We start from the raw sequence: 22,998 nt of genomic DNA, 5'->3' as shown, positions 1-22,998 counted from the left end.
ATCCGATACCTGCTCACCGCGCTCCCCTCGCCTGAGCGCGCTCCTCGCCGTACTCCTGATAGGGCTATGAAGGGTGCGAAGACCGTTAGGGACAGGTCGCCATCCGCGATCCTGCTCTCCCGAGCACCAGCGCGGCGCAATCTCTGTGCTGCACTAGCCGGTACCAGGTGCGGGAAGTACGCACCCGGCGGCCGTCACCAGCCCTCTCACGCCAGTACGAGGCGCTCGATCCCGCACAGCTGCGCCGCGACATCCTCGACCGCACCGGGGAACTCCTAGAGGTCGTCAAGGCGAAGCACCGCCGTACCCGACCCAGCGCCTGCAAACCAGCATCGCGAAGTCGCCGAACGCGGGTATCCCGACCTGCAGCACGACGCTGATCACGGACAATGCCCAGCTGGCTGACGAGCCTCGCAGCCTGCTGCCCGCGTGACAGGTCTGCAATGCGGTATCGATGTCGGTGATGGCAGCGGCGAATTCGGTTGGTTGTGCGTGCAGCAGGGCGTCGATGCGGGCCAGTGGCACTCCGGCATCGGCGAGGGTCCTGATTCGGACGAGGTCCACCGCCGCCTGTGCGCTGTAGCGGCGGTTGCTGGAGGCATCACGCTCAGGCTCGCAACCCGGCGGCCGCCGACCTCCTGGAACCCTCCGATCGGCGGAGCGGGCCGAGCTGCGGAAGCGACGTTCTTCGTCATAAAGCAAGGTTGCAACCCCGACGCAGCGTCAGGGTCAGGCCTTCTCCCGTCACCCTGAACACACACAGCCGTTCAATGGCTGTCATTGCGGCGTATCAAGGCATGAATACATTGCCGGGCAATCTCCGATGAGGCAACGACTCACCGTTCGCGGGCATCTCGACATGAGGCACAGGGCCCCTGTGGGTGCGAATATTCGGCGATGCGCTAGTCGACGGTTAGTTCGATGGGAATCGCGAACACGTCCACCATCGCGCCGTTGCGAAGGACGGTCACTGGCATGGAGACGCCGATGGCGTCGCCGAAGAGTTGGCGTTGGATCCCCTGGGCATCGGCCACTTCGGAACGGGCCACGCTGAGCACGAGATCGCCGCGGCGCAGGCCCGCGTGGTCGGCGGGGCCGCCGCGAACCACCTCGACGATACGGACACCGGCGGGCTGGCCGGTGCGGTCCGCCACGGATGCGGGAAGCGGGGCGGGGACGCCGACGAGGCCGAGATAGGCGCGGCGGACCCGGCCGTCCGCGAGCAACGTGCTGATGATGCGCCGGGTGGTGGCATTGATCGGAATCGCAAGGCCCAGACCGACTCCGGCGACCGCGGTATTGACGCCGACCACTCGACCCGCCGAATCCGCAAGCGCACCACCGGAATTGCCGGGGTTCAGCGCGGCGTCGGTTTGGATCACATCCTCGATCACCCGTCCGGCGCGTCGGGAAGCGACCGGAACCGCGCGGCCCAGCGCGCTCACCACGCCCGCGGTCACCGAGCCCGCCAACCCCAGCGGACTCCCGACCGCGACCACCAACTGCCCGACCACGAGCTTGTCCGCGTCGCCGAGGACAACCGCGCCCGGAGCGCCGCCGCGTGCCCGCAGCACCGCGAGATCCGATAGTGGGTCGACGCCGACGATATCGATGCGTGATTCCACACCATCGGCGAACACGACATCACCGCTGCCCGCCGAGCCGACCACATGCGCATTGGTCAATAGGAATCCGTCATCGGTGAACACCACCGCGGATCCACTCCCCCGCCGGGTACGCACGCTCGCCACATGCGGAGTGACCGACGCCGCCACTGCGATGACGGTGCGCGAATACGCATCCATTGCGGACTCGTCGAGATTGTGTTGTCGTGCGGCGTCGCCCTGGCCCGACAACGGGACCGATTCGTCGTCCACGCTGACCACCATCCTGCTCATCGGGCGCGCACTCGACTCGAGGGCGCCCTTTCCAGCATGCCCCGCCGCCACCGCCCGTGCACCGTGTTCGCCACAGGCGCAACCGGATTCATCCGCCGCCGAAGAACGCTGCCGACGCGTTCGAAACAGCGCCTTCGTATCAATCCACACGACAATCTTGTCCAACCGTCTGAGACGGTACCGTACTTGCAGTACCGCATACCTACGGTACCGAGCCCAATGAGGTGCGCATGACGGAGCAGACCGTGCGGGCAAAGGGCCGCACGATCCCTGGATATCCCCAGGCCAGACGAGTCACCGTCCGCTTCGGCGAGCCGGAGCCCATGTCCAAGTACTTCGCGGACGGCGATATGGTCTTCAGCAATTTCATCGCCGGACTCGCGGCAGGCTTCCCGCCCGGCGAGGAGGCGTTCATCAGATCGGTGCGCAAATTCGCCGATCAGATCACCGATCCGGTGCTGCAGAAGCGGGTGGCGGGCATTGTCGGCCAGGAGGGATGAACTCCCGCGCCCATATCGTGAAGGTCGCCGAGGTCATTGTCGAAACCGTGGGTGCCACCACCCTGTTTTCGATGTCCCCAGCGATCTCACGGATTGATTCACCTACCGGCCGGGCCAATATCTCACGCTGAAGGTGCCGAGTGACCGCACCGGGTCGGTGGCGCGGCGCTATTCGCTGTGCAGTAGTCCGCGCTGTGACGACCGCCTCGCCGTGACCGTCAAACGCACGCCGGGCGGCTACGCGTCGAATCTGTTGTGCGACACCATCGCCGCCGACGATCTGATCACCGTTTTGGAACCGGCGGGCAACTTCGGACCGCGCGATTTCGATACCGATGTCTTGTGCTGCGCTGGTGGCAGCGGAATCACTCCGATCATGTCGATCGTGCGAACCATGCTGATCGCCGGACGCGCGAAAATCCTGCTCCTGTAGGCCAATCGGGACCGGGAGCTGGCCCATGCGAACCAAACTTCTGGATCTGTTGCTGGACAAGGGCATCGACGCCTCCCTACAGTCGCCGCGAATGCGCCTGCGGCACCTGTGTCTGCTCGGTTGGGCAGGGCCGAACGCGAATGCTCCACAACGAGGCCCTCATCGACGACGGACTGGCGCAGGGCCTCACTCTCGCCTGCCAAACCCTCCTGGCATCCCCCGCGTGCACATCGCCTTCGACCAATAGGGATTCAGTTCGCGTCGAAGGCGAGATGCACGGGTACAGGGCGGCATCGACGAAATCCCCGGGACACCCGCTCCCGATGCTCGCGCCAACATTCGGTGCGAGCATCGGGGCGCGCCGCGGCCGGAGTCGTGCCACGCGAGGCGCTCCTGAAGCGGCGGTCATGGCGTCGTGGTGTTCACGCCCCTGGCACCCGATCCAGAAAGCCGCGCACACCGAGGATGCGGCCGTCCTCGGCCAAGGTGATCACATCGGTCCCGGCGACCGGCGCGCTCCCGTCGGCCACCGATACCAGCTCCCATGAGAAGCGGGCAGTATCGTGGTGCCCGTCCACCGGGCCGAGCTGACGGAACTCGAAGCCGGGGAACTGCTGATGCACTCCCCCGATGGCGGCGCTCAACTGCTCGTGCCCGGCGACGTCGGCCAGCGGATCGGTGTAGAAGCCGTCCTCATGCCAGGCCGCGGCCACCGCCCGCGCGCGCACGTCATCGTCGGTGGCATTCCACGCGGTGAAGTACCGGCCGACCGCGTCCTCATAGTTCGACATAGTGAATCATCCTCTGCTGAAAGGTATTTCGGTCATCCGTCGAAGTTCCGATGCGGATACCCCAACCTTGCCCGCTGCCGATCGCGGAGTCGATTACGCGCGAGGTAAGGATCACCTGGCGAACCAGCGCGGCCACTGATGGCCGCGCTCCCACACCGTGTCTCCGCAGACCACGATGAGGTCGCAGACCTCGGTGACCGCACGCCTCGAGGCCCAGATGTGCTCGCAGTTCGGCACGAGCACCGCATGCGCACCACAGCGCGTTATCGCCGCCAGCAACCGCGCGACCGGATCACCCTGCGGACCAACCGTCATCGGGACCAGGTCGTAGCCGAGCCGGGCCGCACAGTTGCGGATGCCCCGCACGTCGTGGTCCACCATGGATCCGGAAATGTCCCACCGCACGAACCCGATCGCCCAAGGTTTCGCCGCCACCCCATTGCCAAATGCCCCCGTTTCGCCTCCCAATCCCGCGACAACCTCCCATGGCTCGGACCCGCTCATCTTGCACACCCTGTCTGCCAGCACCTAGCTGAAACGGTAGGAAACCGGGCTCCCGCGACACCATGGTTTTGCGGGGATTTGCGGAATCTGTTGACCCTCATCGCGCTGACCGGCGACGATTGGTCATAGCCAGCGCAATTCTCCACGCGAGACGAGGCCACTCTGATGCGTATACAACTGCTCGGCGGACCCACCAACAACACCGGCTCACCGCGGCTGTGGATCGATGAGGATCGACATCTGTATCTAGTCCAGGGCTACCGGGTGGCCCATCACGCCAACCACGTTGAAATACCCCATATGTTGCTGGGCTGGCTACAACCCGGCACCTATATCGGCGTTCCACTGCACGACTCCGGGCACGGATCCTTCACTCTCGCCGGGCAACCGGTAACCGATCCAGATGCCTTGGCGCACATGCGGATTCCCGATCACGAAACCGCGATCGCGGTCCCGGTCGGACAGAGCCCATGGGAATGGTAATGCAATGCTCTACTTCACCATCGAGGAAACCAACGATCTCATTCGTGAGACCCGAAGCGACGCTTTCCATCTAGAGGTGTCCGATGATCACTCCCAGGTCGCCGACGAGACCGAACCGATGCGCCGGGTGCTGGCGGGGCTACCGCCCTTCGAGGAGCAGGCCTATCCGCCGTCGTGGCGGGCCTGGGAGGAGCTGACCAGCGAGGTCTCGGGACGCGGCGTGCCGATCCGGCGCGTTCGGGTGGTCTCGGAACCGCTCACCGACTATGTTCGATTCCTACACGCACTCACCGACCGAAATCAGCACTACGGCGAGGATATTCGCTGGCTGCCAAGGCATCTCGCGGATCCTTCGGAGTACACCGACGACGAGTGGTGGCTACTCGACGAGACGGTCGCCTTTACGATCTTCACCAAGTCAGGCGATCTGGCGGGTGCCGCGGTAACCACCGACCCCGTCTTGGTCGCACGATGCACGACAGTACGAGATACGCTGTGGAACAAAGCAATTCCACACCACGACTATATGCCCGGCGGGCGGAGTGGATGACCGGTGTCGAGCAGTCCCGGCAAGCCTTCGGGGCGCGATTACGTGAACTGCGCAAAGCCGCACATCTGACCGGTGTGCAGCTGGCCGCCGATGCGGGCTGGCATTCGGCGAAGGTGTCGCGCATCGAGCACGGCAAGCAGACGCCGAGCGATAACGACCTGGCCGAATGGTGCCGATTGTGCGGCGCCGAACTGCTGCTGCCCGATCTGCGTGCGGCACTGGCGAATATCGAGGCGCTCTGGCAGGAGTGGCGGCGCATCGCCGCGACCGGACATGCCCAGCAGCAGCGCCGCCGCATCGAATTGGAAGCACGCGCCAGCACGATCCGCAACTTTGAGAACGCGGTCGTCCCCGGGCTGTTGCAGACCGAACCATATGCCAGGGCGGTCCTGCAGCGCTGCATCGACTTCGTCGGCGGCATCGACGATATCGACCGCGCGGTGGCGGCACGCGTTGCGCGCCAGCGGATTCTGCACCGCGGCACCCATCGCATCTGCATCCTGCTGGCCGAACAGGCGCTCTACACCACCGTCGGCGACGACGATGTGATGACCGGTCAGCTCGAGCGGCTGATCGATGTGATGCCGCTGCCGCGGCTCGGACTCGGCATCATTCCCCGGACGGCGGATTTCCTCTACACCACAACCTGTTTCGTACTGCTCGACAAACGCGTCGCCGAGGTGGAGACGATTTCGGCGGGTCTGACCATCACCCAGCCGCGGGAACTCGCGTATTACGAGAAGACCTGGGCGGCGCTGCACCGGCAGGCGCGTTATGGCGAAGCCGCCCGGGCCATGATCACCGACGCGCTGAAGCAGCGGCTGCCCCAGTAGTGCAGCTACAGTGCCGCACGGAGTTTCGCGGCATTCTCATAATCGCGCTGCCATTGCGGGCCGGTCGGGGCGAGGATTACACGTTCGACTCCCACATCCCGGTGCGCGGCGAGCAGTTCGACGGCGGCGGCGTGATCTTCGGGCAACGCTGGCGCGACGACGGTGACCGTAGGCGCCGGACGATCGAATTGTGCTGCAAGCGCACGCAATTCGTCGATCTCGGTCGCCAGCTGTGCGAGGCCGGGCTGTAGGGTGATCCACCCCCCGGCGTACTCGGCGGCCCGACGCCGCGCCCGAGCCCCGTTGCCCGCCACCAGGATCGGTGGCATTGCCGATCCGGGCGACAAGGCCACATCCACACCGTTGACCGCGGCACTCGACCCCGTGACGAGATCGGGCAGCACCCGCAGCGCCTCATCGGTGCGGCGGCCACGATCCTCGAAGGCCATACCGGCCGCGCGCCAACCGATATCGCCGTGCGCCGGATTCCCGGTGCCGATGCCGAGCAGCAACCGGTTCCCCGATACGTACTGCAGCGTGCTGATCTGCTTGGCCGCCCAGGCCACCGGGCGCAGCGCGAGCAGCATGGCGTTGTAGCCGATCCGGATCCGGTCGGTGACGGCCGCCGCGGTCGCGAGCGTCACGGTGCTGTCCAACATCGGCGCACTCGCCACGAGATGGTCTGTGGACCAGACCGATTCGAGTCCGAGCTGTTCGGCGAGCCGGGCGCTGGCCCGCACATCGCCGAGGATCGGCTGCGCGGGATCGGGTGTCGAGGTCGGGAGAATAACGCCGATTTCCAAGGTCATGAGCACAACGTTAGGTACCGGAGGTGAGCGTTCCAATGGCCCGAGCGCTCACTCCGATGTCCCGAACGCTCACTCCGACGCAGCTGCCTGCTCGGCGGGCTTGCGTTGCAGACCCTTTCGGTCGTAGTACAGAGTCACCACGGCGCCGAGCACCAGGCCGATACCCACACCGAGCACCGCCATCCAGCTGCCGCGCGCGAGCCCGGCGTCACCATTGGCATTGAAGTACAGGATGGCGCGCACACCGAGATAGACCTGGTGCATCGGTTCGAAGGTGGCCAGCCACGCGAAGTAGCTCGGCGTCGCTTCGATCGGCACGCTGCCGCCCGAGGAGGGCAAACCGAGCACGATGAACAGGATGAGATTGACCAGCAGACCCGCGGTGCCGAGTGCGGCGAGCACCGATAGCGCGGTCAGCCCGACCGCGATGATCGCGAGCACGCAATAGAGGAACAGCGCGAGCGGATGATCCAGCGGCACATCCAATGCCGCTGCGACGCCGAGAAATACTCCGGAGACGATGGGCGCGGTGACGATCAGGATCGCCCACTTCAGCAGCAGGGTACGAAACCGGGAGATCGATGCGGGCGGATAGTGCACGTACCACGGCCCGTATTCGGTCGGTGCGAATCCGAGCGCGGAATCGGTCATCGAATGGATGATCATCGCGCCGGTGAATCCGGCGAGCAGCACCATGATCGTATAGAAGAACGCGGACAGGCCCTGTCCGGTGCCGTCGGGCAGCGGCCGATACGGTGCGACCACCACCTGGATCGGGTGGGCCAGCATCAATTGGCTGGCTCCGGCCAGTTCGGGCGCCGCACCGCCTCCGGCTGGGCGCAGTTGAGCCTGCACGGTATCGGTGAGTTGTCTGCCGACGGTCTCATCCACGCGACTCAGCGCTTGTTCGGCGATGCGCTGCATCACCCCGGTGGCGAAACTGCCCGCGCGCGGATTCGTATGCACCGTGATGATCGGCTGTTCGACCTTGCCGGGTACCACCCCCGCCGCGCCGAGAATGGCCAGCCGCTTGGTGAAGTCACTGGGGATGACGATCGCGCCATAGGCCCGGCCCTGGCGCAGTTGCCGCTGCGCCTCGGCGAATCCGACGACCTGCAGGTCGATCTTGTCGGCGGGTATGCCAGCGATGAGCGCCTCGGTGATCTGATTTCCGACGTTGGTCGGCTTGCCACCGAGGGTATCGCCGTCGTCCTGGTTGACCAGTGCGACGCGGAAATCGTGCAGATTCTTGGTCGGATTGACCACGTATGCGAGGTACATGGTGGCCAGTAGCGACATGAGCAGGGTGACCACGGCGATCGGGGCGATCCAGGCCCGCGGCCGCAGATGGCGGGCGGCTGTGTCGGCAGTCGTCATGGGCGCACCGTAATCCGTCGGGCGGTGTTTCGGTACCGATCCGGCGTGGGTCTGCTGCTGGTCACATCGCGGGTCCGACACCCATCACCGAGACACCCGTCACAACTGTGCGCATCGGGCCGGTTCAGGATGGATCAGGGGCGGGCAGGGGCCAGCGATCCACGGTGTGCAGGGTCGAACCGGCTTGCTGGGCATAGTGTTCGGCGTGCAGTGCGCCCGGGTGAAGTCTGCGCGACGCGGCCAGCCAGCCACCGGCCTGGCGCAGGACCTCCGCCCGGGTCAGGGGCGGGTCGGTGCCGAGCAGCAGGGCGCCGTGTTCCGGGGCGACGATCGCGGCGGAACCGAGATGCTGCAGGCAGCGGCCGGTGCCGAGATCGTCGTCGAGGTCGCGATAGGCGGTGAGAGCGCGCTGCCAGTGCCGCAGCGCGCGCCGGGGTTCACCGCGTGTCCACCAGACGATTCCGAGCGTTTCGCGGGTATGCGCGCGCCCCGCGGGATCGCGGCCGCCGCGGGTGAGGGATTCGGCCAGTTCCAGGTGGCCCTGGGCGGCGTCCAAGTGGCCCTGATGCAGATGGACGACCGCCAGATTGATCAGGGCGCAGACCTCCGCTGGCACATCCGTGCGGGGCAGCAGCCACCAGGCGACCTCCAGCTGATTCTCCGCCTCGCTCAGCACGATCGGGCTCGGTGGCGCGGTGTCGAGCGAATGCAGTGCGGTGTGATGCGCCCAGCGCGCGGACAGACTCGTCGACAGGCCACGCGGCCGATACTTCGGCGGCCGCACGCGCAGGCGCCCGGCGCGCAGCAGGGCCAGATCGCGGGACAGCGGGAACTCGTCCGATTCGGTCAGGCGGCACAGGGCCTCGGCCACACCGGACGCATTCTCCGGCAGGCCCTTTCGGGCATACCACACGTCCAGGGCGTCGGCGAGCCGCGCGAGCTCATGCACCGCGGCCCTCGACACCGGCACCGTCGGCGCTGGAAACAACGTGCGCAGATACGGTTCCTGCGCCTCGAACCAGCGGCGGGCACCCCTGGCGAAACGGACCGTTTCCAGGGCGATCGCCCACCGGCTCGCGCGGTCGGCATAGTGGTGTAGCAGCGCGGGCAAGGCGGCCTGCCACCGTGGCCCGGCGACGACCTCCGCCGTAGCGGGCAGTCGGGGCTTCTTGCGCAGGCAGTACCGGTCGGCCCCGAGATATGTCACGATCCCGCGCACCTCGAGATCCTCGAGCAGCAATGCCGCGGTGCGTCGCTCCGCGGCCGAATCCGACGGCAACCGGGTCGGCGCGTCGAGAATCGCCGACAGCACGGCCAGTAGTGCGGCAGTCTCGAATTCGTGGACCGGCAGGTCCCGCAGTGCCGCCAGGATCGGATCGTGGTCCAGTTCGGTGAGCTCTTCCGGCTCATCGGGACAGCTGGTGGCACCAACGAACCGGACCGGCTCACCCGGTTCGATCAGTTCCGCGATCAGGGCGAGTTCCCGTTCGGTGCGCACTCTTTCGCGAAATTTCTCGATGCGCCGATAGGCGACGTAGGCACCTACCGCCAGCACTCCGACAACAGTCAGTCCACGCAGCAGTCCACTGACCACCTTGACGGCATCGTTGTCACCGAGCGAATTCACCACGATATTCCGGGCGAGCTCCAGCACCACGGCCCAGGCCACCACCTCGGCGGTGCCGAGCACGCCCTCCCAGATAGTCGACCGCGGTGTGGTCTGCTGTGGCGATTCGTGCCCGCGTGGCTGGGTCATCGCAGCGTTCCGCCCGTCAGTCCGGGCACCAGCCAGCGCCGCCACGTCGAGAGCAACAGCAGCACCGGGAGCACGGCCGATAGCAGGGAGCCCGCCGCGAGTTGTGCGGCATTCTCGTTGAATTGCCGTGCCTCGCCCCAGAGCAGCAGCGACCACGGGCTCGCACCAGCGCCGTTCATCATCAGCCCGATGAAGAAGTCGTTCCACACCTGGATGAATTCCAGCACCGCAACCGCGACCACGGCCGGACCTGCGGCGTCCAGCAACCGCCGAATGATGGTGCCCGGACTGGCCAGCCCGTGCAGCACATCATCGGCCGGACCGTCCAGCGGAGCCAGCATGGCACCGCGCAGAATCAAGATCGCGACCGGCAATCCGGCGGCGGCGTGCACGAAGATCAACGGAATTCTGGTGCCGGACAGGCCGAATGCGTCGATGAACGCGTCGAGCGAACCGAGATAGCCCTGCGCGGGCAGCACCGACAGCACGACCAGCACCACCACCGCGATCCGCGCCATCGCTCGATCCGGGCCGACCGCGGCCAGTCGATGTGCCACGGGCAGCGCCGCGGCCACCACGACCACGGTGGCCAGCCCGGCCACCAGGAATGTCGTCTGCCAGGCATGACGGAATGTCTGGTCCTGCCACATGCCCGTGAGCGCCGCGAGGTCGAATCCGGAAGGGCCGTCGAAACATACGACGATCAGCACCAGGATCGGAATCGATGCGAACACCGACACCAGCGCGATACCCGTCGCGCGGACGAGGCCGATCCGGGGCCTGCCCACCGCCCCGGACACCACCGTGGCGGACGTCCATCCGGTGCGATACCTGCGCACGCCGGTCTGCAGCAGCCAGGCCACGAACCCCACCAGCACCGCCAGCGGTAGGGCGTAGGCGGCCGCCACACCCGCGCCGAGATCGGAGTCCGTGACCAGCCGCCACCACTGCACGGTCGCGCTATCGAGCTGATACTGCATCGATCCCGGCACCCCGATCAGCACCACATCGAAGACGCGGGCCGCCGCCACCCCCACCACCAGACCGAGGATCAGCAATACCGGACGCACCAACTCCAGCAGGCGCAGCAACGGGAATCGCCGCCCCTGTCCGTGCAGATGGCCCGAGCGCACCGGGTCGGCCTCGATGGCTCGGATATCGGCGCGGAGCAGTCCGGTGAGGAAGCCGAGCCAGGTCCACAGGAAGGCCGAGCCGAGCATTACCGCGTACCACATCCGGTACCCGCCGACGCTCTGCATACCGAACCGGTCGGCGAGATATTCGAAGATCAGCCGGAACGCGACGCCCGAGACGAATGCCGAGATGCCGAAGGGGACGATCAGCGGCACCCACAGCGCGCGCGAGTTCCGCGACCACCACGCGATCACCAGCGCGGCGAACAGGAGCATCAGGCCGTAGACAACCCACAGCAGGGTGCGCGCATATGCCCAGGCTCCGTCCGTGGTCAGCGCGGCGCCGAGCGACCACAGCCCGAGCGCGGCGGTTAGGGCGAAAGCCGACCGCAGCGCCAGTCGGAGGCCATCGCGGCGGCGATGCCGGGATATCAGCGTGAACGCCACGGCGGCGACGGCAACGACGGTGCAGGAGAACACGATTCGCGGACGGGCCTGCACCGCGATCGCAACGGTCCACAGCGCGGGAGCCACCAGCAGCACCACGATCAGCCCGACCGCGAGCAGACCCGCCCAGCCGAACCAGCGGCGCGGGCGGCCACCGGGGACGAGCGGCCCGCGCATCCGCCGGGTGGCCAGTTCCAGGCGCAGACCATTGGCCCGGAAGTCGGAGACACCCGTCATCGACGGCTCCGCTCGGCGGCGTCGAGCGCGGTGATCGCGGCATCGATCGCGGCATCCGGATGCTCGTTCGCACCGTCGCCGATCGCGGTGAGGAAGCTGGTCAGGATGCGCCACAGGCCGTTTCGGCCGCCAACTGCCCCGAGCTGGTCGGACAGGTCGAACGCGCTCCACGAGGTCTGCGATCGCGCGATCGGTTCGAGCAATGCCGAATATCGTACGGAGGTCCGCAGATTCGGCGCGATGAAGCCGCCGACATCCTCGATCCACGGCAGCGGCGCCTCGGGTGCGGCCAGCGCCGCCACCACCTCGTCGGCCCGCTGGTCGGCGTGTTTGGTCACGACCAGGACATCGCCACCGACGATCTTCGGGCGCTCGCCGCCCAGACCGACCGACGGGAACTGTGCGATGCCGACAACGTCTTCGGACCGTCCGGTGGCCCGAAGGCTATCGCGCACAATGGGTTCGGCGAAATCCGGGGCGATCACCATGGCGGCGCGACCGCGTTCGAACACATCCCGGATGGCATCCGGGAATTGTCTGGTCAGGGCCACCGCGACACCGCCTGCGAAGGTGTGGCGCTGCCCCCACAGCCGGGCAAGGTATCCGAAGGCGGCGCGCACGGCGGGACGATCCCAGGTCCGATCCTTGCCCGCTCCCGCCAATTCGTCGTAGGTGCGTGGCGATTCGGCGCGCAGCACATTCTCGAAGACGTCGGTCAATACCCAACCGTCGCCAGCGGCGAGGGCGAGCAGCCGGATCGGCGTGTTCGCGAGCACCTCCATCCGGTCGATCCAGTCCGGGATCGTCCAATTGGCCGGATCGCCGAGACGATAGCGGTCGATCGCCTGCCGGTCGTACCAGACCAGCGATTTATCAGCGGCCTTGAACGGCACACCGTACGGTTTTCCTCCGTGGTACAACAGCTGCCGCCACGGTTCTGAATAGCGTGCCCCGTTCTCATCGGCCCAGAACCCCTCGGCGACCGGCCGCAGTTTATCGTCTTGGACTAGGGTGCGGACCTGTCCCGCCTGCGGCAGCATGACAATATCCGGCGCCGACTTCCCGCCCGCCGTGAATGCGGTGCCGATTTCGTCGCCCAGCGGGATCACCTCCACCGACCCGGCGAACGGCAAACGCGCCAAAATCGTTCGGAACGCGGACAATTCTGTCCCGCTCCAGGACACCCCGATCCGCACCAGGCTCGAATCACCCCACAGCAACTGGGGAGCACAGGCGGCCAACGGCAGCACCAAACCCGCTTGCAGCAGTGCTCGTCTAGTCCCCATGCTCTCCCGACAGTGTCTTGTGACAGTCGCCGAGAATTATTCCATCAACTCCGCCGGGCCGGAGCGATTCCGCGCGCACAGCTCGATGGACACCCCAGCGAGCCGTGCATCACCGACCCGAAACCGGCTCGGATCCAAGGGAATCCGAGCCAGTTCCGCTCCGCCGTCACGGCCTCAACGCAACCAGCCCTTGCGTTTGATATAGACCAGCGGAATTACCGCCGCCACCAGGGTCATCAGTGTGGTCGCGAGAAAGCCGTGCTCCCACTCCAATTCCGGCATCCAGGTGAAGTTCATGCCGTAGAAGGTCGCGATCAGCGTCGGCGGTAGGAAGACGGCGGTAATGATGGTGAAGACCTTCACGATCTGGTTCTGTTTCACGTCGAGCCAGGTCATCACCGACTGTTGCAGATAGCGAACCTTATCGTGTTCGAAACCCGCGTGCTGCTTCACGCCATCGATATCGGCGATCAGGATGGCGATCAGGCCCTCCAGATCGCCCGTGGGTGTATCGGCCATCAGATGTCTGGCCGCGCGGGCCAATTGCAGTTGGGTCTCCTGTACCCGCGAGACGATCTCCTCTGCCGCATTCATCCGCGACATGGTGCCGCGCATATCCGCGACGCCGATTTCGCGGCCACGGTGGTCATAGCCGTTGGTGGCCATCTCGATATCTTCGTTCATCGCCTCCAGCGCGTCGCTGGCGTAGTGGATGACCCGTTCCGATGCCTCGTTCATCGCCCAGAGCAGCGCATACATGACGCCGTGCGGGGATCCGGTGAGGTTCGGATTGCGGCGCATTTTCGCGACGGCCTTGTCGAACGGGGTGAAATGCTCGTCCGGTTGCAGGGTGATCAGGAAATCGCTGCCCAGGGCGAAGACGATGGTGTCACGTTCGATGGTGTCGCCGCGTTTATAGCTGAGGACGACGGGCAGATAGATGAACTTGTCGGTCTCGAAGACCCGATTCCGCGCGGTGGTGAAATCCACACCCAAACGGTTGTGTAGCACCGCGGCGGTGTCGGAATCGGTCACCGAGAGCGGAATCCAATGCTGCTGAAGGATTTCGGTATCGAAGCGGTCGCTCGGAGCGGCGGTAGTCGTCGTCATCGGCTACTGCCCGAACGACGTATGCGCTGGCGACACCGACGATCCGACCGGCTGCTGCGGATGCGCATAGTGCATCGTCAGCAGTCCGGCGCTGATCAACAGATATAGACCGATGGTGAACCAGATCGCCTGTCGCTCGAGATTCGGTGTGCGGTACGGAGATTCGACCTTGTTGAACAGCGTCGCCATGGCGGGCTCCAATACGTCCGTTCGTGCAGTGGCCGCGCTCGCCACGATGCACCGGCGAACGCCATTGGCGGGGCACCCCGCTTCGTTGGTTGATCCCGGCGCACGAACTGCGCCATCAATCATTAGAAACCCGCCGCGGCGGTCCGTCAATCAGTTGCGCAAGTATGCGCAATCGTGCAACTCTTGCAACAGGTGGAGGCAGACGTGACTCAGCGTGGCGAGCCGCCGGGACCTATCCCGGCCGACCGATTACACAACGCGGCAGCGGTTTTCGGCATGCTTGCCGCCACCGCCCGCCTCCAGATCCTCTGGCTGCTCAGCCAGAGTGAACGCGATGTCGGCACCCTCGCCGCCGAAATCGGCCAAACCGTGCCCGCGGTCAGCCAGCATCTGAGCAAACTCAAACTCGCTGGTCTGGTTCACGTCCGAAAGCTCGGTCGGCGCAGCATTTACACCATTACCGATCCCGATATCGCCGATATCGTGCGACTTGCATTCCGCCACCACCAACTGCGCAACGGACCGCCGCGTCCGGATGCGCGCTGACGTGCTGGCATCATGCGCTATGTGAACCTTCGTTTCGGAATTCAGCTGGCGCCGAACGCCAACGAACTCCCGCGTCTTCGCGCACTCGCCCGACTCGCCGATCGGGAAGGGCTGGATCTGCTCGGGATTCAGGACCACCCGTACGCCGGTGGGCTCGCCGATACCTTCGCGGTCATCGCGACCGTCCTCGCCGAGACCGAGCGGCTCCGGGTCTTTCCCGATGTGGCCAGCCTGCCGCTGCGCGGTCCGGCGCTACTCGGCAAACAGGCGGCGACACTCGATCTGCTGAGCGGCGGACGGTTCGAACTGGCCCTGGGCGCCGGGGCCTTCTGGCCCGCCATCAGCGCGATGGGTGGTCCGGCGCGGACGAATCCCGAAGCGCTGCAGGCGCTGGCCGAGGCCACCGAGATCATTCGGACCATGTGGGTGCCGGGCGCGAAGGCCACGGTGGCCGGCGCGCATTACGCCGTGCGCGGTGTGCAATCCGGTCCGGCGCCGGTGCATCCGGTCGGCATCTGGTTCGGCAGTGTCGGACCGAAGGCCAATGCGCTGACCGGGCGGATCGCCGACGGCTGGGCGGCGCCGATCCCGCACTACCTGCCCTACGAGAAATGGCAAGGCGCGCAACAGATCATCTCGGCCAGCGCCCTCGATGCCGGACGCGATCCCGGCGACATCATGCGGATGGCCCAACTGGTCGGCGATATCACCGAGGCGCCCGGCTCGGTGACATTGCGCGGCGAGGAGCCGATTCGCACCGATGCGGCCGGATGGTCACGAATCCTGGCCGATCTCGCCACCGATACCGGATTCGACACCTTCGTGTACTGGCCGGAGTCACCGGATGAGACCCAGTTGCGCCGGTGGGTCGCGGAGGTAGTGCCGCGCGTGCGCGAACTCTGCACCTGACCTCGGACAGCCGCGCTCGCGTCTGCACTGTGCAGGTGGTTCACATGCGCTCAGGGGCCGCGATGCCCAAGAGACCGAGTCCGTGCGCGAGCGTTTTTGCAGTCAATTCGCAGAGTGCGAGGCGGTTTCCACGGACAGGGTCGGCCGCGGTGAGCACCGGGCAGCTCTCGTAGAAGCCGGTGAAGTCGCGGGCGAGGTCGTAGAGATAGCCGCACAGTCGATGCGGTTCCACGGTCGCGGCCACCTCGGCGACGACCGTGCCGTAGGCGTCGAGTTCCAGTGCCAGCGCCCGCTCGGCGGGTTCGAGCGCGACGCTCACATCGATGCGTGACCTGCGGTCTTCGGCCTTGCGCAGAATGGACCGGATTCTCGCATGCGCGTATTGGAGGTAGACGCTGGTATTGCCCTGCAACGCGACCATGCGGTCCAGGTCGAAGGTGTAATCCTTGACCCGGGAGGTGGACAGGTCGGCGTATTTGACCGCGCCGATGCCGGTGGGTTCGGCGATTGCGTCGAGTTCGGCGGCGGGCAGGTCCGGGTTCCGTTCGGCGACAACGGCTCTGGCCTTGGCGACGGCCTCGTCCAGCAGATCGGCCAACCGTACGGTGCCACCCGCGCGGGTCTTGAACGGCCGTCCGTCCGGGCCGAGCACCGTGCCGTAGGCGATATGTTCGGCATCGATCTCATCGGTCAACCATCCGGCCCGCCGCGCGGCCTCGAAGACGAGCCGGAAGTGCAGGGCCTGACGGGAATCGGTGACATAGAGCAACCGCTCAGCGCGCAGGGTGTGCACACGGTAGCGAATGGTCGCCAAATCCGTTGTGTCATAGCCATATCCCCCGTCACGCTTGCGCACCATCAGCGGGACCGGCTGGTCATCGGGGCCGGTCACCGCCTCGGAGAACACCACGAGTGCACCGTCGCTGTCGACGGCGATACCCTTGTCGACCAACTCGGCGATGGTGTCGGCCAGCAGTGGGTTGTAGAACGACTCCCCGACGTAGTCGTCGGGGGTGAGTAGTACACCGAGCCGGTCGTAGATATCACCGAACGCACGCTCCGATTCGACGACGATCTCCCGCCACCGCTGCGAGGTGGCCGGATCGCCGGACTGCAGCGCCACCACCCGGGCCCTGGCGCGGTCCGCGAATGCCGGATCGCCGTCGAATTCCCCGCGAGCCGCCCTGTACAAACCGTCCAGCGCCGATACCGCCGAGACATCGCCGCTCAGCTCATCGTGGCGCCACCTCAGGTCTGGGCGCTCGTCCAAGTACTGGATGAGCATGCCGAACTGAGTTCCCCAGTCCCCCAGGTGATTCTGCCGAATTACGGTGGCGCCGAGGAAGTCGAGCACCCGGGCGATGCTGTCGCCGATGATCGTCGTCCGCAGATGGCCGACATGCATCTCCTTGGCGATATTGGGCGCCGAGTAGTCGACCACGGTATGGCGTCCGGCCTCGGCTGCCGCTACGCCGAGCCGATCATCGCCCAGTCGTGCCGAAACCTGTTGCCAGACCACATGATCCGCCACCGTGATGTTGAGGAATCCGGGCCCCGAAACCATTGCCGTGAACAGCCCGTCGCCCGGATCGGCCAATGCCCCGGCCAACTCCGCAGCGAATTCGGCGGGCCGCATCCCGACCCGCTTGGCGACCGCGAGCGCCGCATTCGACTGGAAGTCCGCGCGTTCGGAGCGTCGCACCACGGGATCCGCGCCAGCCACCTCGGGGCGGACTCGCCCGATCGCCGCCGATACCACGGCAGCAGCCCGGCCCAGCAATGGCAGCACTCCGGAATCACCCACGCGCGTTCCCTCCTGTCGGTTCGGATCCGTGAGTATTCCAGCCCGGCCGTATCGTGCCGAATGATTTTCCGGTCCAAGGTCGACGCCTGTCGATGATCAGAGGGGTGTGGTCCCACCGGACTGCCCGCCCAAGCGAGCGCCGGTAGCCTTGGCACATACTCGCCCGGCTGGATTCTCGAGGAGGAGCGGACGTGGCCGCATTCCGCACGCGCGGCATCGGACTTGCCGTTCTCGCGGTCGCCGGACTGCTGACCGGCTGTTCCGGCCATGGCATGCCGGATGCGGGTCCGACCGCCGCCCCGGCCGCCAACTCCCTGGCCAACTGCACGCCGCTGACCGATGAGCAGATCAGTCGCACCGCACAGGCCGATACCCTCACCGCACACCATCGTCCGCCGGTCTGCGTCTGGCAGGCGCAGCGCGGCGACGACGAATCCGACCTGACCTTCACCTACACCGACCGCGAATCACTGCAACAGACGTGGCAGCGGGCCGAGAACGACGGCTTCCAGAACGAACATCTGACCATCACCAGACAGATATTCGGCATCACGGTCACCGCGACCGGCTTCTACATCCGCAATCCGAACGACCCCGGCGATTGCGCGGTCGCCGCCGCCGATAACGGCACCATCGTCTGGCGGGTACAAAACCATTCGCACACCACGACACCAGACCCCTGCGCCATGGCGCTGCAACTGGCGACGCTGACCATCGATCTCGCGCCCTAACGCCGACCGGACCTACGCGGACCTCGCTGAACGAAACGCCCCGGATCTCTGGGATCCGGGGCGTTTCGTGTCGACTTCCTACTGTGCCGGCGGCTGCCAGGGACGGCCCTGGGGCCCGGGCCCGTCCGGATGGTACGGCTGCTGCTGCGGTGGCACCTGCTGCGGCGGAATCGCCTGCTGTGGTGGCACGGCCTGTTGGTACGGCGCGGGCTGGGGCTGGCGGGTCACCGGGGTGGCCATGCCCTCCACCGGCGCACGGGCATCGGCCTCCGCGGCACGGACCGCCTGTTCGATGGCCGGGTCACGGGCCGTATCGAACCAGCCCGCCACATCGGAATCGTCCTCTGGCTTGCTCTGCACATCGTCGGCCGGAGCGGGCTCGTACCGGAATACACCGTCCTCGCCCTTGGTCGCGAAGTTCTGCGCGAAACCTTCCAGGGCCTTGCCGAAATCGCTCGGCACCAGCCAGACCTTGTTCGCATCGCCGCGTGCGACCAGCGGCAGGGTCTGCATGTATTGGTAGGCAAGCAGTTCCGGCGTCGGCTTACCGGATTTGATTGCGGCGAACACCTTTTCGATGGCCTTGGCTTGACCCTGCGCCTGCAGATAGGACGCGGCACGTTCACCCTGGGCGCGCAGAATGCGGCTCTGCCGTTCACCTTCGGCCGCCAGGATCGAGGCCTGCTTGGCACCCTCAGCGGAGAGGATCTGCGCCTGCTTGGCACCCTCTGCGGTCTTGATCTGCGACTCCCGGGTGCCCTCCGCGGTGAGGATCATGGCGCGCTTCTCGCGGTCGGCCTTCATCTGCTTCTCCATCGACTCCTGGATCGATGGCGGCGGATCGATGCTCTTGAGCTCGACCCGCGCGACGCGCAGCCCCCAGCGACCGGTGGCCTCGTCGAGCACACCGCGCAGCTGTCCATTGATCTGATCGCGCGAGGTCAGCGTCTGCTCCAGGGTCATACCGCCGACCACATTGCGCAGCGTGGTCACGGTGAGCTGTTCGACGGCCGCGATGTAGTTGCTGATCTCGTACACCGCCGCCTGCGGGCTGGTCACCTGGAAGTACACGACGGTGTCGATGTGCAGGGTCAGATTGTCCTCGGTGATCACCGGCTGTGGCGGGAAGGACACCACCCGCTCGCGCAGGTCCACCTTGGCCCGGATCCGATCGGCGAACGGCACCAGGAAGGTCAGCTGACCGGAGACGGTGCGCGAATATCGACCTAGTCGCTCGATGACCGCCGCCTCCGCCTGCGGGACGAGGGCGATCGACTTGAAGACCACCACCACGACCAACAGCACCAAGACGGCGGCAACGATCAGTACACCCATTACGGCCCCTTCCAGACGACCGCGGTCGCGCCGTCGATCTTCATGACGTACACCGTGGTTCCCTTCGGATACTCGACCGTTGTATCGAACGGCCGTGCGGTCCATTCCTCACCGCCGATTTTGACCAGGCCACTGTGCTCGGCCACCTGTTCGAGCACCAGCGCCTGTTTGCCCATCAGCGCGTCCACATTCGTCGGGATCGGCGGCGGAGTTCCGAAGCGGCGCCGCAGAACTGGGCGCACCCCGAGCAGCAGAACCAGCGCCAGCACCGCGAAGATCACCGCGTCGACGACCAGACCCGTACCCGCCACCGCACTCACGCCCGCCGTGCCGAGCGCCGCGACGCCCAACATGAGCAGTGTGAGGTCCCCGGTGAGCATCTCCGCTGCCGCGAGCAGCAAACCCGCGACCAGCCAAACGATTGCGGCCACAAGCCCACTGTAGTTGTCCGCGGCACTTCTGTGGCGCGACAATCTGAGATCAACCGAAGCGGCAGTGCTAGTTTCGGCGGGTGAGCGGGCGTGACATGTATGGCGGCGATATCTTCTCCGGACATTCGCGAGCGAAGAGGCCGGCGGTGCCGACGGTGTCGGCAGAACGCGACCTCGTGGTGGAGGATGCGGCGAGCGGATTCTGCGGCGCCGTTGTCGGATTCGATCGCAGCTACGACGGCGAGTTCGTCAAACTGGAGGACGCGCACGGTGCGGTGCGGTTGTTCGCATTGCGCGAGGCCGCGTTCCTGATCGACGGTGAGCCGGTGACACTGGTCCGCCCCAAAGCCGCGGCGCCCAAGAAGCAAACCCGGTCGGCATCGGGCTCGACGCGAGTGGAGGGACTGCGCGCCCAGGTCGCCAAGACCAGCCGGATCTGGGTGGAGGGTGTGCACGATGCCGCATTGGTGGAGCGGGTCTGGGGGCACGATCTGCGGGTCGAGGGCGTGGTGGTCGAACATCTCGAGGGTTTGGACAATCTGGCCGAGCGGCTGACCGAATTCGCGCCGGGGCCGGGTCGGCGGGTCGGTGTACTGGTCGACCATCTGGTGACCGGTTCGAAGGAAACCCAGCTGACCACCGGCCTCGGTAAATATGTGCTGGTCACCGGGCATCCCTATATCGATGTCTGGCAGGCCGTGCGCCCGGCGGCGATCGGCATCGCGGCATGGCCGCAGGTACCACGCGGTGAGGACTGGAAGACCGGCATCTGCCGCCGCCTCGGCTGGGGCACCCCGCAGGAGGGGTGGCGGCGGGTCTACAACGCCGTCGAATCCTTCCGCGATCTGGAGGCCCCCCTGATCGGCGCGATGGAGCGGCTCATCGACTTCGTCACCGAACCGGAATAACCGGAGCGGCAAGATCAATTCCGGGTCCAATCGCTGAAACCAGGTCCCACTACGCGGAATTCGATCCCGGTCGGCCTAACTGTGAAGCGGCGGCGGCCGGTCCGGTATTGCAGGTACTCGCGGTACCAGTAGACTGATAGATGCGCGCAGCTCACCGGGGTATCCGGCATGCTCCCCCCGAGTCGCAACCCTCCTTTATGCTCGATAATTATGTGCTCTCCTAGTGCCACGCTGACGGTGTGGGCTGGCTCATGGCTGGCCGGTCGCAGCGCGCCCGATGACATTCTGGAGGCGTTGTACGCCTGGGCGCAGCGGCACACGATCGCCGCGGGCGACCCGGTCACCGGCGGTCGCGACGACCTGCCCTGGTCCTCTCGCGGCAATCTGTCCGGCACCGGAGTCATGGCGCTGCTCAAGGTGATTCGCGAGGCGATGGCCCAGCCCGGTGCGCAACTGCGACTGGTGCTGCCGGTGCCCGGCGATGTGCGCGGTCTGCCGACCGGAACGGCCTTCGCCGCCGATGCCATCGAGGCGGGCGAGGGCATGCTCTTCGGCGTGCCCGGCAGTGACGGCACCGGACTGATCCCGCAGTGGGCCGATGACGACACCCTGCAGTGGACCGTCTACAGCACGCCGATCCCCGCCACGCCCGGATCGGATATGTCGCTCGGCGAGGCGGAGTACACCATGCGCGAGGCGGTGCGCGATGCCGCCGACGCCCTGATGCGACTGCACACCACCGCCGTCGGCGCGGCCGCGGACACCGACCCCCGCGAACTCATCGAGGCCGAACTCGCGGACTACTCCCGCCACGACTATCCGGATTCGATCCCGTTGCGCGCCAGGCGAATCCTCGACAGCGCCGACCACGTCGCCGCCATCCTCACTGTCGCCCAACGCGAACCGGCCTCCTCCCCCACCTCCGCCACCGCCATCGGCGCCCAGGAAGACCTGCTACGCCCACTGTGGGATGCGATCCGCGCGGCGCGGTTGGTGGCGGTACACGCCGCGGCCCGAGGCAATTCATAAGCGCCAGCATTCGGGGCTCGAGACAGCCACCGGTCCCCGAAGCCGCGAGATCACCGGCATCCTCTGGTTGAATAGGCCGACAGATCGACTGAATCATCCGGGAGGCGGCATGTTCCGCATACGTCGCATTGCCGCGGCTCTGACCACCGCAGTCCTCATCGGTCTCGGCGTGCCAGCCGTTCCCGCCACGGCGATCGTGGGCGGCGATACCACCGAGGCGAGCGCCTACCCGTGGCTCGCCGCCGTCGGCTCCCCGTTGTTCTTCCCCCGGCCGTCCGGACAGTTCTGCGGCGGTGCGCTCATTGCGCCGGATCGGGTGGTGACAGCCGCGCACTGCGTCGAGTTGGCCCGGCTGCTGCCGCAGGCGATCACCGTCACCTTCGGGCGCACCGACCTGCGCTCGCACGACGGAGTCATTGTGGGGGTCAAGGAGATTCGCATTCACCCGGATTTCCGGGAGAGCGATTTCGACGGCGAGACCGTGCACCACAGTGATCTCGCGATCCTCGTCCTCGACGAGCCGAGACCGGGGCCATTTCTGGAAATCGCTGCGCCACAGCATGATCCGCGCGCATACGGCGACACCGGCACCATCGTGGGTTGGGGCGCAACCAGCGAGACCGACACCTCGAATACGCACCTGCGATCAGCCACCGTCCCCATCGTCTCCAACGCCACGTGCGCCGCCGCCTACGGCTCCGCCTTCGACCCCGCCGATATGTTCTGCGCCGGATCCACCGCCGCCGATACCGCCGAATACGACAGCGGCGAACCACTTCTCGCCTCGGGCCGCCTGCTCGGCCTCACTTCCTGGGGCAAGGGCAGCGCCCGCCCAGGGTTCCCCGGCGTCTACGCCTACGTCACTACTGTGAGCTTCTGACCAGCACGGAACGTCGGTTTCGCGGCGACGACGGGGGATGAAATTCGATCGACGATGGTGTCAGCCGATGACGGGACCTTACTGCACGT

23 protein-coding genes and 2 pseudogenes are annotated in these 22,998 nt (G+C 66.3%); 11 read left to right on the top strand and 14 right to left on the bottom strand.

The genetic code is table 11. The annotated features are described in order from the left end of the window. Nucleotides 1-285 precede the first annotated feature (285 nt). Complete coding sequence (locus ABZW16_RS19280) at nucleotides 286-564, bottom strand: hypothetical protein (RefSeq protein ID WP_354957277.1); 279 nt, start codon at nucleotides 562-564, stop codon at nucleotides 286-288. Nucleotides 565-902: 338 nt separating this feature from the next. After that, complete coding sequence (locus ABZW16_RS19275) at nucleotides 903-1,805, bottom strand: trypsin-like peptidase domain-containing protein (protein ID WP_354957299.1); 903 nt, start codon at nucleotides 1,803-1,805, stop codon at nucleotides 903-905. 323 nt (nucleotides 1,806-2,128) lie between these two features. Here ABZW16_RS19275 and ABZW16_RS19270 point away from each other — a divergent pair. Continuing rightward, nucleotides 2,129-2,392 (top strand): annotated as a pseudogene (locus ABZW16_RS19270) (metal-dependent hydrolase); the annotation flags it as partial. A gap of 2 nt (nucleotides 2,393-2,394) precedes the next feature. Next, nucleotides 2,395-3,078: pseudogene (locus ABZW16_RS19265) on the top strand (iron-sulfur cluster-binding domain-containing protein). Between the two features lie 175 nt (nucleotides 3,079-3,253). Here the strand turns inward: ABZW16_RS19265 and ABZW16_RS19260 are convergent. Then, a complete protein-coding gene (locus tag ABZW16_RS19260) occupies nucleotides 3,254-3,622 on the bottom strand; it encodes a nuclear transport factor 2 family protein (RefSeq protein WP_354957276.1) in 369 nt (122 codons plus the stop codon). A gap of 111 nt (nucleotides 3,623-3,733) precedes the next feature. Continuing rightward, nucleotides 3,734-4,126 carry a hypothetical protein gene (locus ABZW16_RS19255; protein ID WP_354957275.1) on the bottom strand — a complete coding sequence of 131 codons (393 nt, stop codon included), beginning with the start codon at nucleotides 4,124-4,126 and terminating at the stop codon, nucleotides 3,734-3,736. 165 nt (nucleotides 4,127-4,291) lie between these two features. Here ABZW16_RS19255 and ABZW16_RS19250 point away from each other — a divergent pair, with 165 nt between their 5' ends. The 3 genes from ABZW16_RS19250 to ABZW16_RS19240 are packed head-to-tail and all read left to right on the top strand — an operon-like array spanning nucleotide 4,292 to nucleotide 5,992. Next, nucleotides 4,292-4,609 carry a hypothetical protein gene (locus tag ABZW16_RS19250; RefSeq protein ID WP_354957274.1) on the top strand — a complete coding sequence of 106 codons (318 nt, stop codon included), beginning with the start codon at nucleotides 4,292-4,294 and terminating at the stop codon, nucleotides 4,607-4,609. Between the two features lie 4 nt (nucleotides 4,610-4,613). Next, entirely contained in the window at nucleotides 4,614-5,159 is a 546-nt protein-coding gene (locus ABZW16_RS19245; RefSeq protein WP_354957273.1) for a DUF6879 family protein, read from the top strand. Further along, entirely contained in the window at nucleotides 5,156-5,992 is an 837-nt protein-coding gene (locus tag ABZW16_RS19240) for a helix-turn-helix transcriptional regulator (RefSeq protein WP_354957272.1), read from the top strand. The genes ABZW16_RS19245 and ABZW16_RS19240 overlap by 4 nt, the downstream gene beginning before the upstream one ends. Nucleotides 5,993-5,997: 5 nt before the next feature. Here the strand turns inward: ABZW16_RS19240 and ABZW16_RS19235 are convergent, their stop codons facing one another. The 7 genes from ABZW16_RS19235 to ABZW16_RS19205 form a co-directional block, all read right to left on the bottom strand. Next, nucleotides 5,998-6,801, bottom strand: a complete 804-nt coding sequence (locus ABZW16_RS19235) for an LLM class flavin-dependent oxidoreductase (RefSeq protein WP_354957271.1) — start codon at nucleotides 6,799-6,801, stop codon at nucleotides 5,998-6,000. Between the two features lie 69 nt (nucleotides 6,802-6,870). After that, nucleotides 6,871-8,178 (bottom strand): DUF3533 domain-containing protein, encoded by a 1,308-nt coding sequence (locus ABZW16_RS19230; RefSeq protein WP_354957270.1) that lies wholly within the window; start codon nucleotides 8,176-8,178, stop codon nucleotides 6,871-6,873. 124 nt (nucleotides 8,179-8,302) lie between these two features. Then, on the bottom strand, nucleotides 8,303-9,934 hold the full coding sequence (locus tag ABZW16_RS19225; RefSeq protein WP_354957269.1) for a tetratricopeptide repeat protein: 1,632 nt from the start codon (nucleotides 9,932-9,934) through the stop codon (nucleotides 8,303-8,305). Further along, nucleotides 9,931-11,751 (bottom strand): hypothetical protein, encoded by a 1,821-nt coding sequence (locus ABZW16_RS19220; protein ID WP_354957268.1) that lies wholly within the window; start codon nucleotides 11,749-11,751, stop codon nucleotides 9,931-9,933. The genes ABZW16_RS19225 and ABZW16_RS19220 overlap by 4 nt, the downstream gene beginning before the upstream one ends. Continuing rightward, a complete protein-coding gene (locus ABZW16_RS19215; RefSeq protein WP_354957267.1) occupies nucleotides 11,748-13,037 on the bottom strand; it encodes an extracellular solute-binding protein in 1,290 nt (429 codons plus the stop codon). The genes ABZW16_RS19220 and ABZW16_RS19215 overlap by 4 nt, the downstream gene beginning before the upstream one ends. Before the next feature lie 174 nt (nucleotides 13,038-13,211). Further along, nucleotides 13,212-14,147, bottom strand: coding sequence for a CorA family divalent cation transporter (locus tag ABZW16_RS19210; protein ID WP_354957266.1), 936 nt, complete (start codon nucleotides 14,145-14,147; stop codon nucleotides 13,212-13,214). Between the two features lie 3 nt (nucleotides 14,148-14,150). After that, the gene (locus tag ABZW16_RS19205) at nucleotides 14,151-14,336 is read right to left on the bottom strand and encodes a hypothetical protein (protein ID WP_354957265.1); all 186 of its coding nucleotides are present in this window, start codon (nucleotides 14,334-14,336) and stop codon (nucleotides 14,151-14,153) included. Between the two features lie 204 nt (nucleotides 14,337-14,540). On the opposite strand from ABZW16_RS19205, the gene ABZW16_RS19200 reads away from it, so the two are divergent. Both ABZW16_RS19200 and ABZW16_RS19195 read left to right on the top strand, forming a co-directional pair. Continuing rightward, on the top strand, nucleotides 14,541-14,882 hold the full coding sequence (locus ABZW16_RS19200) for a metalloregulator ArsR/SmtB family transcription factor (protein WP_354957264.1): 342 nt from the start codon (nucleotides 14,541-14,543) through the stop codon (nucleotides 14,880-14,882). Between the two features lie 21 nt (nucleotides 14,883-14,903). Beyond that, nucleotides 14,904-15,791 carry an LLM class flavin-dependent oxidoreductase gene (locus ABZW16_RS19195; RefSeq protein ID WP_354957263.1) on the top strand — a complete coding sequence of 296 codons (888 nt, stop codon included), beginning with the start codon at nucleotides 14,904-14,906 and terminating at the stop codon, nucleotides 15,789-15,791. A gap of 40 nt (nucleotides 15,792-15,831) precedes the next feature. Here ABZW16_RS19195 and argS read toward each other — a convergent pair whose 3' ends face one another. After that, nucleotides 15,832-17,595: an arginine--tRNA ligase gene (gene argS, locus ABZW16_RS19190; protein WP_354957261.1), complete on the bottom strand. Its 1,764-nt coding sequence runs from the start codon at nucleotides 17,593-17,595 to the stop codon at nucleotides 15,832-15,834. 191 nt (nucleotides 17,596-17,786) lie between these two features. Here argS and ABZW16_RS19185 point away from each other — a divergent pair, with 191 nt between their 5' ends. Beyond that, nucleotides 17,787-18,326 (top strand): DUF3558 family protein, encoded by a 540-nt coding sequence (locus ABZW16_RS19185; protein WP_354957260.1) that lies wholly within the window; start codon nucleotides 17,787-17,789, stop codon nucleotides 18,324-18,326. A gap of 78 nt (nucleotides 18,327-18,404) precedes the next feature. Here the strand turns inward: ABZW16_RS19185 and ABZW16_RS19180 are convergent, their stop codons facing one another. Further along, nucleotides 18,405-19,661 (bottom strand): SPFH domain-containing protein, encoded by a 1,257-nt coding sequence (locus ABZW16_RS19180; protein WP_354957259.1) that lies wholly within the window; start codon nucleotides 19,659-19,661, stop codon nucleotides 18,405-18,407. Beyond that, nucleotides 19,661-20,092, bottom strand: coding sequence for an NfeD family protein (locus tag ABZW16_RS19175; RefSeq protein ID WP_354957258.1), 432 nt, complete (start codon nucleotides 20,090-20,092; stop codon nucleotides 19,661-19,663). The genes ABZW16_RS19180 and ABZW16_RS19175 overlap by 1 nt, the downstream gene beginning before the upstream one ends. Before the next feature lie 80 nt (nucleotides 20,093-20,172). Between ABZW16_RS19175 and ABZW16_RS19170 the strand changes: the two genes are divergently transcribed. From ABZW16_RS19170 to ABZW16_RS19160, 3 genes are all read left to right on the top strand, one after another. Beyond that, on the top strand, nucleotides 20,173-21,000 hold the full coding sequence (locus ABZW16_RS19170) for a DUF3097 domain-containing protein (RefSeq protein ID WP_354957257.1): 828 nt from the start codon (nucleotides 20,173-20,175) through the stop codon (nucleotides 20,998-21,000). A 210-nt stretch (nucleotides 21,001-21,210) separates the two neighbouring features. Further along, nucleotides 21,211-22,029, top strand: coding sequence for a hypothetical protein (locus ABZW16_RS19165; RefSeq protein ID WP_354957256.1), 819 nt, complete (start codon nucleotides 21,211-21,213; stop codon nucleotides 22,027-22,029). A 109-nt stretch (nucleotides 22,030-22,138) separates the two neighbouring features. Then, nucleotides 22,139-22,909 carry a serine protease gene (locus ABZW16_RS19160; protein ID WP_354957255.1) on the top strand — a complete coding sequence of 257 codons (771 nt, stop codon included), beginning with the start codon at nucleotides 22,139-22,141 and terminating at the stop codon, nucleotides 22,907-22,909. Nucleotides 22,910-22,998 lie beyond the last annotated feature (89 nt).

It is taken from the genome of Nocardia sp. NPDC004604, from assembly GCF_040609795.1.
In the GTDB taxonomy this organism is placed as follows: domain Bacteria; phylum Actinomycetota; class Actinomycetes; order Mycobacteriales; family Mycobacteriaceae; genus Nocardia.
The sequence above is the reverse complement of the archived record's forward strand: the minus strand, read 5'-3'. Positions and strand labels throughout refer to the sequence as shown.

Excerpts from the sequence above, each read along its gene's own strand:
- ABZW16_RS19275 (WP_354957299.1), bottom strand. The coding sequence starts at position 1,805 with ATGGATGCGTATTCGCGCACCGTCATCGCAGTGGCGGCGTCGGTCACT.
- ABZW16_RS19260 (WP_354957276.1), bottom strand. The coding sequence starts at position 3,622 with ATGTCGAACTATGAGGACGCGGTCGGCCGGTACTTCACCGCGTGGAAT.
- ABZW16_RS19255 (WP_354957275.1), bottom strand. The coding sequence starts at position 4,126 with ATGAGCGGGTCCGAGCCATGGGAGGTTGTCGCGGGATTGGGAGGCGAA.
- ABZW16_RS19250 (WP_354957274.1), top strand. The coding sequence starts at position 4,292 with ATGCGTATACAACTGCTCGGCGGACCCACCAACAACACCGGCTCACCG.
- ABZW16_RS19245 (WP_354957273.1), top strand. The coding sequence starts at position 4,614 with ATGCTCTACTTCACCATCGAGGAAACCAACGATCTCATTCGTGAGACC.
- ABZW16_RS19240 (WP_354957272.1), top strand. The coding sequence starts at position 5,156 with ATGACCGGTGTCGAGCAGTCCCGGCAAGCCTTCGGGGCGCGATTACGT.
- ABZW16_RS19235 (WP_354957271.1), bottom strand. The coding sequence starts at position 6,801 with ATGACCTTGGAAATCGGCGTTATTCTCCCGACCTCGACACCCGATCCC.
- ABZW16_RS19230 (WP_354957270.1), bottom strand. The coding sequence starts at position 8,178 with ATGACGACTGCCGACACAGCCGCCCGCCATCTGCGGCCGCGGGCCTGG.
- ABZW16_RS19225 (WP_354957269.1), bottom strand. The coding sequence starts at position 9,934 with ATGACCCAGCCACGCGGGCACGAATCGCCACAGCAGACCACACCGCGG.
- ABZW16_RS19220 (WP_354957268.1), bottom strand. The coding sequence starts at position 11,751 with ATGACGGGTGTCTCCGACTTCCGGGCCAATGGTCTGCGCCTGGAACTG.
- ABZW16_RS19215 (WP_354957267.1), bottom strand. The coding sequence starts at position 13,037 with ATGGGGACTAGACGAGCACTGCTGCAAGCGGGTTTGGTGCTGCCGTTG.
- ABZW16_RS19210 (WP_354957266.1), bottom strand. The coding sequence starts at position 14,147 with ATGACGACGACTACCGCCGCTCCGAGCGACCGCTTCGATACCGAAATC.
- ABZW16_RS19205 (WP_354957265.1), bottom strand. The coding sequence starts at position 14,336 with ATGGCGACGCTGTTCAACAAGGTCGAATCTCCGTACCGCACACCGAAT.
- ABZW16_RS19180 (WP_354957259.1), bottom strand. The coding sequence starts at position 19,661 with ATGGGTGTACTGATCGTTGCCGCCGTCTTGGTGCTGTTGGTCGTGGTG.
- ABZW16_RS19165 (WP_354957256.1), top strand. The coding sequence starts at position 21,211 with ATGTGCTCTCCTAGTGCCACGCTGACGGTGTGGGCTGGCTCATGGCTG.
- ABZW16_RS19160 (WP_354957255.1), top strand. The coding sequence starts at position 22,139 with ATGTTCCGCATACGTCGCATTGCCGCGGCTCTGACCACCGCAGTCCTC.